The 12,746-nt window shown below is 47.5% G+C and carries 9 protein-coding genes; 6 read left to right on the forward strand and 3 right to left on the reverse strand.

The genetic code is table 11. The features are described from left to right. Positions 1–11 precede the first annotated feature (11 nt). The 6 genes from ACWKX3_RS02690 to uilS all read left to right on the forward strand — a co-directional run bounded on the left by ACWKX3_RS02690 (position 12) and on the right by uilS (position 9,801). Positions 12–3,296, forward strand: coding sequence for a type I restriction endonuclease subunit R (locus tag ACWKX3_RS02690; RefSeq protein WP_454541229.1), 3,285 nt, complete (start codon positions 12–14; stop codon positions 3,294–3,296). Then, positions 3,293–4,048, forward strand: coding sequence for a M48 family metallopeptidase (locus ACWKX3_RS02695; protein ID WP_454541230.1), 756 nt, complete (start codon positions 3,293–3,295; stop codon positions 4,046–4,048). Before ACWKX3_RS02690 ends, ACWKX3_RS02695 begins: the two co-directional genes overlap by 4 nt. Before the next feature lie 58 nt (positions 4,049–4,106). Then, the gene (locus ACWKX3_RS02700; protein WP_454541231.1) at positions 4,107–5,945 is read left to right on the forward strand and encodes a DUF262 domain-containing protein; all 1,839 of its coding nucleotides are present in this window, start codon (positions 4,107–4,109) and stop codon (positions 5,943–5,945) included. Positions 5,946–6,003: 58 nt separating this feature from the next. Then, positions 6,004–7,131: a PD-(D/E)XK nuclease family protein gene (locus ACWKX3_RS02705; protein ID WP_124024581.1), complete on the forward strand. Its 1,128-nt coding sequence runs from the start codon at positions 6,004–6,006 to the stop codon at positions 7,129–7,131. Positions 7,132–7,235: 104 nt separating this feature from the next. Then, the gene (locus ACWKX3_RS02710) at positions 7,236–8,417 is read left to right on the forward strand and encodes a restriction endonuclease (protein WP_454541232.1); all 1,182 of its coding nucleotides are present in this window, start codon (positions 7,236–7,238) and stop codon (positions 8,415–8,417) included. A 523-nt stretch (positions 8,418–8,940) separates the two neighbouring features. Beyond that, a complete protein-coding gene (gene uilS / locus ACWKX3_RS02715; RefSeq protein WP_088208239.1) occupies positions 8,941–9,801 on the forward strand; it encodes a UilS family quorum-quenching N-acyl-homoserine lactonase in 861 nt (286 codons plus the stop codon). 60 nt (positions 9,802–9,861) lie between these two features. Here the strand turns inward: uilS and ACWKX3_RS02720 are convergent, their stop codons facing one another. Genes ACWKX3_RS02720 through livM form a run of 3 tightly spaced genes read right to left on the reverse strand, consistent with a single transcriptional unit; the run spans position 9,862 to position 12,736 of the window. Next, complete coding sequence (locus tag ACWKX3_RS02720; RefSeq protein ID WP_101737446.1) at positions 9,862–10,578, reverse strand: ABC transporter ATP-binding protein; 717 nt, start codon at positions 10,576–10,578, stop codon at positions 9,862–9,864. Then, on the reverse strand, positions 10,575–11,450 hold the full coding sequence (locus ACWKX3_RS02725) for an ABC transporter ATP-binding protein (RefSeq protein WP_220710313.1): 876 nt from the start codon (positions 11,448–11,450) through the stop codon (positions 10,575–10,577). Before ACWKX3_RS02725 ends, ACWKX3_RS02720 begins: the two co-directional genes overlap by 4 nt. Continuing rightward, positions 11,447–12,736, reverse strand: coding sequence for a high-affinity branched-chain amino acid ABC transporter permease LivM (gene livM, locus ACWKX3_RS02730; RefSeq protein WP_088208241.1), 1,290 nt, complete (start codon positions 12,734–12,736; stop codon positions 11,447–11,449). Before livM ends, ACWKX3_RS02725 begins: the two co-directional genes overlap by 4 nt. Positions 12,737–12,746: the final 10 nt, after the last annotated feature.

Genomic DNA, 12,746 nt, shown 5'->3' on the forward strand with positions numbered 1-12,746 from the left:
AAGGAAAGCTAATGAACCAGACGTACACGCCAAAATTTCAGGAAGAATACAGTGCCAAAATTCCGGCGCTGACATTACTAACCAGCCTTGGTTGGACGTTTTTATCCCCGAAACAGATTATGGGTTATCGGGGTTATAAACAGGATGAGGTAGTGCTGCGTCCGGTTCTGCGTGAAGTGTTGTCGAAGCGTTCATTTATGGCGGGTGGCAAAACCTGCCAGTTATCGGAAAAAGCACTGGATAACCTGATATCACAGGTCTGTTCTCCGGCGCTGAATGAAGGGCTGCTCAAAGCCAATGAACGGATGTATAACCATCTGCTCTACGGTATCGCCGTCACGGAGTTTGTCGATGGCAAGAAGGTGAACCCCACCATTGCGCTGATTGACTGGGAACATCCGGAAAATAACCAGTTCCATTTTACTGAAGAATTTACGGTATTGCGGTCAGGTGGTGTTGAAACCCGGAGGCCAGATATTGTCTGCTTTGTTAATGGTATCCCGCTGGCTGTTATTGAAGCGAAAAGCCCGGCTGGTCATGGCAAGAAAGGGCCAACCATTGACGAGGGGATATCCCAGAGTATCCGCAACCAGTTCAACGATGAAATCCCGCAGCTGTTTGTCTATAGCCAGTTATTACTTTCAATTAACGGGCATGACGGACGCTATGGTACCTGTCATACACCAATGAAATTCTGGGCGGCATGGCGCGAAGAGGATATAACCGATCCTCAGATGTATGCTCTGCGCAACCATCAGTTATCGACGGAACAAATTCATGCGTTGTTTGATCATCGTCCTTCAGCCGATCTCGACTGGTACCAGCAGTTAATCGCCGCTGGTGAACTGGCTGTCAGTGGACAGGATAAGTTGCTTATCAGCCTGCTTTCGCCGGAACGTCTGCTGGAGATGACCCGCTTCTTCACCCTGTTTGATAAAAAGACAGGGAAGATAGTCGCTCGCTATCAGCAGGTGTTCGGCATAAAAAGACTGCTGGAACGCATCAGTACTCGCAGACCGGATGGGGGCAGGGAAGGTGGGGTGATCTGGCATACCACGGGGTCAGGTAAATCGTACACCATGGTGTTCCTCAGCAAGGCGCTGATCCTTCATGACAGCCTGAAGCAGTGTCGTATTGTGGTGGTGACGGACCGCGTGGACCTTGAAGGGCAGCTCAGCGGCACTTTTGTCTCTGGTGGCGAACTGGCAGGGAAGGATGATAAGGCCAAAGCGTTGGCGACCTCAGGTCAGAAGCTGGCACAGCAGATTGGCTCTGGTAAAGAACGTATAATCTTTACCCTTATCCAGAAATTTAACTCAGCGACAAAATTGCCTGAATGCGTCAATACCAGCCCCGACATCATCGTTCTGATTGATGAAGGACACCGGAGCCAGGGGGGGGAGAACCATGTGCGAATGAAACTGGCCCTGCCGAATGCCGCCTTTGTGGCATTTACCGGTACGCCATTGCTGAAAGAAGATAAGACCACCAATAAATTCGGGCCGATTGTCCACGCTTATACCATGCAGCGGGCGGTAGAAGATCAGGCCGTGACGCCTCTGCTCTATGAGGAACGTATTCCTGATCTTGAGGTAAACGACCGGGCAATAGATGCCTGGTTTGACCGTATTACCGATGGATTAAGCGAAGCGCAAAGAGCCGACCTTAAGCGTAAATATGCCCGAAAGGGTGAGGTTTACAGTGCAGATGACCGCATCCGGCTGATCGCACTCGATATCGCCACACACTTCTCGAAGAATATTGATGAGGGGCTGAAAGGCCAGCTTGCCTGCGACAGCAAGATTTCCGCCATCAAATATAAAAAGTATCTTGATGAAGCCGGGTTGTTTGAGTCGGCTGTAGTTATCAGCCCGCCGGATACCCGGGAAGGGAATACCGAGGTTGATGAAAGTAAACTGCCGGAAGTGACGAAGTGGTGGAAGGATAATGTCGGCACGCAGGATGAGTCCGTGTATACCCGCAATATCATTAGCCGTTTCGATACAGATGATAAGCTCAAAATGCTGATTGTCGTTGATAAACTGCTCACCGGGTTTGATGAACCGAAGAATACCGTGCTGTATATCGACAAGCCGCTTAAATCCCATAATCTTATCCAGGCGATTGCCCGGGTAAACCGACTGCATCCACTTAAAAAGTTTGGCCTGCTGATTGATTATCGCGGCATTCTGGCTGAACTGGACACGACGATCGGCAAATATCAGGATCTCGCCTCCCGAACTCAGGGAGGATACGACATCAAGGATATTGACGGGCTGTACAGCGCCATGAGTTCTGAATACAAACGTCTGCCGCATCTGCATAACCAGTTGTGGGCCATTTTTGCCGGTGTTAAAAACAAGAATGATACTGAGCAGTTGCGTGCGGTTCTGGTGCCTAAAATGGAAGAGCGTGACGGAGAGATGGTCGATATCCATCAGAAAACCCGCGATGATTTCTTCGAGGCGTTAACGGCCTTTGCCGGATGCCTGAAAGTGGCATTGCAGTCCGCCACCTTCTTCACCGACAAGAGTTTTACGGAACAAGACCGAAATCTCTATAAAGAAACCGTAAAACAGATGTCCAGCCTGCGCCAGTGGACAATGCAGGTCAGTGGCGAGCAGGTCAACTATGACGACTACGCTGAGCAGGTGAAAAAACTGCTGGATAAGCATGTCACCGGCGTTGAGGTGCGTGAACCGGATGGCGTGTATGAAGTCGGTAAAATGGGCAAGAGCGAAAAGCCCGAAGAGTGGGACAACAATAAAACCCGCAATGAAACCGACATCATTAAAACCCGCGTGACGAAGATGATTGAGCAGGAGCTGCGTGATGATCCGTATGCTCAGGAGGCCTTTTCCAAACTCCTGCGTATGGCAATCGAAGAGGCTGAAAAACTGTTCGACCATCCATTGAAGCAGTACCTCTTGTTCCGTGAGTTTGAAGAACAGGTTGAAGCCCGTAAGCTCAGCGATATCCCGGATGCACTGGCGGTAAACAAACATGCTCAGGCGTATTACGGTGTTTTTAAAAAAGAGCTACCGGAGGTTTTTGCGGTAAACGACGTTCAGGTGCAGGAGAAGTGGACGAAGCTGGCCTTTGAGGTGGACAGCATTATCGTCAAAGCAGTGGCAGAAAATTCCCTGAACCCTCAGGACATTGAGAAAGTCGTTAAGACAAGTCTGCTACCACTGCTGTTTACGGCCTGCCGGGAAATTGGTGCCGGAATGAATCAGGTTAACCGTATTGTGGAAACTATCATCCAGATACTGCGCGTTGGTTTGATGAAATCATGAGTGAAAAAGAATCGCCAGCAATGAAAGCGTTACGCATTGTCTATGGTGATGAGGTCATCGTCGTACAGTGTGTTTCGCGTCAGGTCGTAAAGGGCAGAGTACTCATCAAGGTACATCCCGACTGTCGGGTTGTGGCCTCTGTACCGCCAGAAACACCGGAGCACGAGGTGTTGTCTGCGCTGAAAAAACGAGGGCGCTGGATCTATCAGCAACTGCGTGATTTCAGGGAGCAGCAGACACACATTGTTCTGCGCCAGTATGTCAGCGGAGAAAGCCATTACTATCTTGGCAAGCAATATCAGTTGAAAGTGACAGAAGACGCTACTGTACCGCAACGAGTGAAAATGCTGCGTGGGCGTCTGGAAGTGACTGTCAGACACAAATCGGCAGAAAAGGTAAAAGTGTTGCTGGCCGAATGGTATCGGGAACGCGCCAGAGATGTCTTTCAACGCAGGCTTGATTTATTGATACCACAGACCCTTTGGGTCAGTGAGCGTCCGCCGATACGTCTGCGGGCGATGCAAACGCAATGGGGTAACTGTTCTGCAAAAGGCTGTCTGACCCTGAATCCATGGCTGGTGAAAGCGTCCTCAGAATGCATCGATTATGTCTTGCTGCATGAGCTATGCCATGTGGCTGAGCACAACCACAGCGAGGAGTTTTACCGCTTGATGGGGCAGGTTATGCCGGGGTGGGAAAAGGTCAAGAAACGACTGGATGGGATGGCTGGGATGTTGTTGGCTGATATGTAACTTATCAATATGAGTTCTTAAGGGTTTGGTCAGTCTCGTTAATGCAGGGAGTATAATAATGAGTAAGTTAGATAATAAAATTGAAGCACGCCATCGTAATTTGTTTGATGTTCTAAATGCGCAAAAATATACCGTTGATTACTTTCAGCGCGAGTATAGCTGGGGTGAGAAACATATTGAAGAGTTGGTTACAGACTTAACATCTGCGTTTCTCAATGAATACACAGTCGGTGATTCTCGGGAGCAGGGTGAAAACTACAATAATTATTACTTAGGACCATTTGTTGTGAGTAGTAAAGATGGGAAACGGAGTATTATTGATGGTCAGCAACGACTGACTTCATTAACTTTATTTCTAATTTACCTCCATAACCTTCAGAAAGAACTTAAATATGAAGAGAAAATAGAATCAATGATTTTCTCCGAGCTACGTGGCAGCAAATCATTCAATATAGTAGTTGAAGACAGAATTCCTTGCATGGAAGCATTGTTTAATTTTGGTAGCTATAGTTTAGTTGATGGGGATGATGAGTCAACCCATAACATGGTGGAGAGATATCAGAATATCACAGATGCTTTTCCTGATGAGTTAAAAGGTCAGGCTTTTCCTTTTTTTATCGACTGGCTTAAGTATAACGTTATTATGGTTGAGATAGTTGCCTATTCAGATGAAAACGCATATACCATCTTTGAGACTATGAATGACCGAGGATTGAATCTTACTCCGTCCGAAATGCTTAAAGGTTTTTTACTTTCACGCTTTCATCAGGGAGATAAACGCCAAAAGGCAAATGAACTCTGGAAAAAAGCGATGATGGATTTAAAAAACTATGACAAAGATGAAGACCAACGTTTTTTCCAGTCATGGTTGCGAGCTCAATATGCTGATACAATACGCCCGGGTAAAGCTGGTTCAAAAAATGAAGACTTTGAAAAAATAGGTACGCGTTTTCATAGTTGGGTTAGAGATAATCTTCAGGCGGTGGGATTGGACCCAGATAATGGAGAGACATTTGAACGATTTATACAAAAAAACTTTTTGTTTTATTTAAATGCTTATACACAAATACTGAATGCTGAGAGAGCATTAACGCATCAACTGGAATATGTATTTTATATCCACCATTGGGGTATTGCACCTACTTTAAGTTTCCCTTTGATGTTGGCTCCATTAAATGTTGGTGACAGTTCTGAAGTTGCGAGAGCCAAAATAAACCTGGTGGCTCGCTATATTGAAACGTTTGTTGTTCGCCGTTCTGTCAATTTCCGTAAATTCTCTGCCAGTTCTATTCGTTACACAATGTACAGTCTTGTTAAAGAGATTCGTGGTAAAAGTTTTGAAGAATTAAAAGATTTATTATCTAAGAAGTTATCCGAAATGCCAGATACTTTTGCAGGAATGGAAGAGTTTCGTCTCCATGGTCAAAACTATCGTTTTGTGAAGTTTTTGCTTTCTCGTACAACTGCGTGGGTTGAGCAGCAAGCTGGAATGAGTACAACCTTCATTACATATTATCAGCCAGAACACGGTAAGCCATTTGAAGTCGAGCATATTTGGGCCGATAAATATGAACGTTACTCTGATGAGTTTGAACAAGAGCACGAATTTAACAATTACAGAAATCGCTTAGGTGATTTGGTTTTATTACCTAGAGGCTCAAACCAGTCATATGGTGATTTGTGTTACGATCAAAAGCAACCTCATTACATCAAAGAGAATCTCTTGGCTAAATCGTTATGCCCATTGGCATATATGAATAACCCTAATTTCAATCAGTTGAGAAATGTATTCGGATTGCCTTTCAAACCACATGATTCATTTAAAAAACAAGATGTCGATGAACGACAGTCTTTGTATAAAATAATTTGTGAGAATATTTGGGACCATAATTTATAGCAAAGTTAGGGTGTTAATTAATCTGTAATGGCATCATGATTTTTAAAAGGAGGTTGAATTGCGTTCTGAAACGTTTTTTGTCAAATTTATTGAACAACTGAAAGGCATTTCGGTTGAGGATGATGTTGAATTCAATTTTTTTGAATTGGGTGGTTCCGGATATCTCGAAAATCCAACTACGGATTTGATGGCTTTGTTTATGGGAGCCCAGAAAATGGTGCCGCCATGGTTGCTCAAAGCATTGCTATGTTGTCTGGATGATTCCCTCGATGTTGATGAAATTGATTTCACTTCTCTGGAGCTAATGAGAGAGGCCCGAACAGAAGATGGGAAATATATTGATATTCTTATCAGACATGATGAATTCATTATAGGTATTGAGCATAAAGTTCTGGCTGATACATATAATCCTTTTCCCAGCTATGTAAGTCTCATTGATAGTTACGGCGGCAACAATCAAAAACTATTTCGCTGTATATTAAAGCCTGACGGTAACAGCGCTAAAGGCGTAGACGGTTGGCAACTGATCAATTATTCACTGCTGCTGGAAACCGCCATTCGACGTCTGGGGTTAGAGATGATGAATCAAGAGTTCAGCAAGTGGACTTTTTTTTATCAGGAGTTTTTAAGTCATCTTAAAAAATTGAGTGAGGTTAGTATGGATAAGGTTTCTGATAAAAATGTGGAGTTTGTCACTGAAAATTTCACAGCTTTGATAAAATCGGTTCAATTGCTGGAAATGTACCAAAATGCTATCACCGAGGAAGCTAAATCGGTTGTCTCAGAGGTCTTGCCTGATATTCATATTGCAACAGGTATTAATAACTGGAAGGGTTACTATAAAGCAATTCATCTGATGCCGGGATGCTGGGGACAAGGTAAAACAGGAATTACGTTAGTTTATCGCCCTTCAGTGGATGGACGAGATGAAGCGGAGTTCTACGTATATGGCTGGATACATTCAGATGATTACCCTGAAGTTAATGTACTAAAAGAAGAAATAAGAGTTGCTTTAAGTGCTGGAGATTTCATTCCAACAGCTAGCCCTGAGGACTACGAAGTATCAATTACTGGGAAGGGGAAAGTGCTTGAACTGAGTTTTTGGGGGAATACGAGAAGCAAAAAAGATGCACTGGTTCTTCTGAAGGATATGACTAAGTGGATGGACTCAAAAATAAGAACATAAAGTAATATGACTGAGCGATGACGATCTTTTTTATATTGTGGATTATTAGGCTGGTAATTGAAGCGCCGAATAGACAGATATTGGAATAAAAGGAGAATATTCAAATGATTTATCAGTGTGATACTTGCAGTAGAACGACCTTTGAGATTCATTGTCCATGGTGTAGTGGAGTTTCGCCTGTAAAAACGTCTGCATGGGGTTCAGCATCATCGACCTCACAAGCAATAGATATACAACGTATGACACCATTGAATCCATCGTTTTATCCCGAATTTCAGTATCGTTCAAAGGGGGTTCTGAAAGATCTATTTGGGAAAAAGAAAGAACAAACGCAGCTTAATCAATTGCTTGAAAATGTTCTCGAAAAATACTCCAATTTAAAAGATCCATATTTTACTAACTTCATTTACACTTCCAGATTCTCACATAATAATAAATCGGAAGCAGATTTCTCAACAGATAATGGCACATACTCCGAATTACAACTTTTCCGTGAGGTGTTGGTCAGAAAAGGGTTCAATGAGCTTGAGGAGTTACCTGAGCTATTAGATAAATTACTCCTTACCACGTCATTTAACGCTCTTTATTATGGTTTCGCTAAGGAAGTTAAACGGCATATTAAATCTACACTTACTGAATCCTTGAAGTCATGGATTGAGGAAGCGGGCACCACTTTTCGGGCAGATCTTTCATTATTTCTATTCTATATATGGAGTAATAAGATAGAGTTCTCATCAGTAGAATTCAATGAAAAAGCGGAGGCCACGCCTGGTGTCCCTTTGGTTTTATTTGATGAAGTTAAAAAATACTTGGCTGTGTGCGAACGTATTTATTTTGATATTCTGGTTGATAGATTAGCTACACGCCTTGAGCATTTTAACCCTAATAAATTCGTCACCATGTATTTAGTTGATGCAATGGACGGTTTCCAGTTCGAAGATTTCCTTGTGGAAATATTCCAGACTATGGGTTACGACGTCAAAGAAACCAAGAGAACGCAAGATCAGGGTGCAGATCTTTTCGTCACTCGATTTGGTAAGGATATGGTTATTCAGGCGAAAAATTATTCTGGTTCTGTAGGTAACTCGGCGGTGCAGCAGGTGATCTCTGCTAAAACGTTCTATGGTTGTGATGAGGCGATGGTTGTGACTAATTCCTACTTCACACGCTCTGCTAAAGAGTTAGCTGAGTCAGCCTTGGTACGTCTGATCGACAGGGATGAACTGCAAAAGTATCTGGATGATTACAATCAGAAGATAATCGAAGATTTCCAGTCAAACTCGTAACTTTGCAGTCATATAGATATAGCAAAGGACAGGTAGGCCTCCGTGAGAGGGGGACTTACCTGTGCAGATTCTGTGCTCAGCGTTATCCAATTCTATCTATTTACTGCTAATTACAGTAAAGTAGAGGGACAATTACAGCAAAGTTTCGCAATGCACTGCTATGTAACTCATTGATCCTGCGTAGAATTTAAAATCCCTCGGCGTTCGCGCTGTGTGGGTTCAAGTCCCACTCCGGCTACCATGGGAAAGCAAAGAATAATCAAAGCAATAAGCAGTGTCGTGAAACCGCCCCTAAGGCGGTTTTTTTATATCTTTTTTTCCACCGCTTTAATTAACTGCACCGCTTTACGTCCTCCCCCAAACCTTATTCCCTTCACCAATAAAAATCCCTGACGCTGAAACATCTCATAATACATATTGTTGATTTATAAACATTTGATTAATCATAACTTGGATGAATGTCAAAAAACGCTCTCGGGCAAACTGATACGCTTTCTGCTCCGATAGTAAGGGAAGTGTATGTATGTTATTGACTAAACATAAATTAAAAGATGATATCGCTGTAACATTACGCCGCCCCGCTGATTCTGTTAAGGCTCCGGTTGTGATCCTTTGCCATGGATTTTGCGGTATTCAGGAAATTTTACTGCCACGCTATGCTGAGGCGTTTACTCAGGCGGGCTTTGCCACCATCACCTTCGATTATCGGGGCTTTGGTGAAAGCGGAGGGGAACGCGGAAGGCTGGTTCCTGCGCTGCAAATCGAAGACATTTGTTCGGTTATCGACTGGGCTGAGGCGCAGTCAGAGATCGACGGGCACCGCATAGCGCTGTGGGGCACTTCGCTGGGCGCCTGCCATGTCTTCGCCGCTGCGGTTGAACGCCCCCGGATCAAAGGCATCATCAGTCAGATGGGCTTTGCGGATGGCGAGGCCATCGTCACTGGCAAGATGGACGAGCAGGAGAAGCAAGGATTTGTCGCAACGCTCGACAAGATGGTGGAAAAACGCGAGCGTCTGGGCAAGGAAATGTTCGTTGCCATTACCAAAGTGCTGGGGGATGAAGAGTCGAAAGCCTTCTTTGAGGCCAATAAAGAGCGCTATCCATCGATGGATATCAAAATCCCGTTCCTCACGGTGTATGAAACGCTCAATTATAAACCGTACCAGAATGCCGAAAAGGTTAACTGCCCAACGCTGGTGGTTGTAGCCGGCAACGATACGGTAAATGAACCGCAGCAGGGCGTGGCGTTATATGACTCTGTGAAAGCTGATGATAAAACCTTATACGTTGAAGATGGCGCTAAGCATTACGATTTGTATGATGGCAAGCACTTCGACAATGTGATCAACCAGCAGCTGGCATGGCTCAAAGGCCGCCTGTAAGCGGAGCCAGCCGTTTAATTCAGCCCCGCAACGGCGGGGCTTTCCGCTACCCAAACCGCGTTATGCCCCGCCCAGATACGCCTTCCTGACCTCCTGGTTCCCCAATAACTCTGCGCCGCTGCCGCTTAAACGAATTTGCCCGTTCACCATGACATACCCCCGGTCCGAAAGGGTTAACGCATGGTGGGCGTTCTGCTCGACCAGAAAAATGGTCATCCCGTTACGGGCCAACTCCCGAAGCGTCTGGAAAATCTGCTTCACGACGATGGGGGCCAGCCCCAGGCTTGGTTCATCCAGCAGCAACAGTCTGGGGCGGCTCATCAGGGCGCGGGCGATGGCTAGCATCTGCTGCTCGCCGCCGGACAGGGTCATCGCCCGCTGGTTGCGCCGCTCCTTAAGACGCGGGAACAGCTCAAACATGCTTTGCATATCCTGGGCGGCATACTGATTGCCGACAGGGATCGTGCCCATGAGCAGGTTCTCTTCAACGGTCATATCCGGGAAGATGCGCCGTCCCTCAGGTGCCTGCGCAATGCCGCCGGAGGCAACGTAGTGCGTGGACTTGTGGCTAATGTCCTCATTGCAAAAAAGGATCTGCCCGTGACGAATACGCGGCTGCCCGAAGATGGACATCAGAAGGGTGGATTTCCCCGCGCCGTTGGCTCCGATCAGCGCCACGGTCTCGCCCTTATGAACCTCAAGAGAAACCTGCTTTAGCGCCTGGATCACGCCGTAATAGACATCGACATTGCGAAACTCCAGCATCGGCTCACTCACAGGCTGACCTCACTTTCGTCGGTGCCGAGGTAGGCGGCAATGACCTTTTCATCATGCTGAATGTGCTCCGGTTTCCCCTGGGCAATCACGTCGCCGTGATCGAGCACAATAATCTCATCGGATATCTCCATCACCATGCCCATGTCATGCTCGATCAGCAATACGGTGATGTCATGATGGTCGCGCAGGAAGCGAATGATATCGCTCAGCTTGTGCGTTTCAACCGGGTTTAACCCGGCGGCCGGTTCGTCCAGACAGATCATTTCCGGGCCGGTACACATCGCCCGCGCGATTTCGAGGCGGCGCTGCTGGCCGTAAGACATCTCGCCGGCAAGGCGGTTGGCACAATCCACCAGATCCACCACTTCCAGCCAGTAAAAGGCCCGGTCCAGCGCGTCGCTTTCTGCCCGTCTGTAGGCGGGCGTGTTCAGTATCCCGGCCAGAAGATGGCGGTTAACGCGCATATGCTGGGCAACAAGAAGGTTCTCAACCACCGACATTTCACGAAAAAGACGGATGTTCTGAAACGTGCGCGCCAGCCCGGCACGGTTGACCAGATGCGTACCGCCGAACATCTTATAAAACAGCCGCTGTCCGAACTGCGCCGGGTTTATCCAGTCGCCGGGCTGAAATTTCTGGCCGAGCACCTGAATGACGTTGGTGGTCTTATGCCGCGTGCTGAACAGAATGTTCCCCCCTGATGCCTTATAAAATCCGGTCAGGCAGTTAAACACCGTCGTTTTTCCCGCCCCGTTTGGCCCAATCAGGGCGGTGATGGACCCGCGCTGAATAGAAAGGCTGACATCGTTGAGCGCCTTAATTCCGCCAAAATGCATCATCAGGTGTTCCACGCTCAGTATCGTCTCCTTCATGGTGCGACTCCTTTGCGTACCGCATACCCACTGCGGTTAATGCGGATTAAACCGCGAGGCCGCCAGATCATCATGACCACCATCAGCATGCCAAACAGCAGCACGCGGTACTCGGCAAAGCTGCGCAGCAGCTCCGGAGTGACGGTGAGAACAAAGGCCGCCAGCACCACGCCCACCGTGGAACCCATTCCGCCCAGCACCACAATGGCGAGGATCAGCGCGGATTCAAAGAAGGTGAAAGAGGTGGGGTTCACGAAGCCCTGGTAGGTGGCGAAAAACACCCCGGCGATACCGGCAGTCGATGCCCCCAGCGTAAAGGCCGACAGCTTGACCAGCACGTGATTCAGCCCCATCGACCGGCAGGCGATCTCATCCTCGCGCAGCGCTTCCCACGCCCGGCCAATCGGCATTCGCGTCAGGCGATGCTTGATATACAGCACCAGCAGCACGACAAGAAAAAGCACCGCGTAAATAAAGATGAATTTCATGTTGGGGTTGTAGGTCAGGCCAAAAAATTCGTGGAACGGCACGCCGCCTTCTTTCGCCCGCCGTCCAAATTCAAGGCCGAAAAAGGTGGGAGGAGGGGCAGAAACGCCGTTTGGGCCGCCGGTGAACGTCAGCCAGTTATTAAGAACCAGGCGAATAATCTCTCCGAACCCGAGCGTCACGATCGCCAGGTAGTCGCCGTGCATGCGCAGCACCGGGAATCCCAGCAGCGCGCCCGCGGCGGCGGCCATCAGGGCGGCCAAAGGCAGCATCGTCCAGAACCCCAGCCCCAGATACTGATAACCGAGGGCCAGACCATAGGCACCGATGGCATAAAAGGCGACATACCCGAGATCTAACAGCCCGGCCAGCCCGACCACGATGTTCAGCCCAAGGCCGAGCAGCACGTAGATAAGCCCGAGGATCGCCACCGTCAGCACGTATTTGGTCGCGACAAAGGGAAAGCAGATCGCCAGGGCGATAATCAGGGGAATGATCCAGCGCATCCGGCTTTTGTATTCCGGGGGACGAACGTACACCCCCGCGCTGTCGGCCTCAAAGCGTGCCTGAAAACGTCTGCCGGGGGATGTCCCTAAAAAAACGCTCAGTACAAACCGCCCGAGCATCACGATAGCGACAATCCACACCAGCCGCTGCCATTCGAAGTTGAAGCTGTAGCCGTCCAGCACAACGCCCGCGATGGGGCCGAAAATGATAAGCGCCACAAGGCCAGAGAAGATGGCATCAAGGACGCAGCGTTTAAGGGAAAAACCGTCAGAGGCAACCGTGAGTGTCGTCATTGCTTTCTCT

This window comes from Enterobacter sp. UPMP2052 (genome assembly GCF_053709675.1).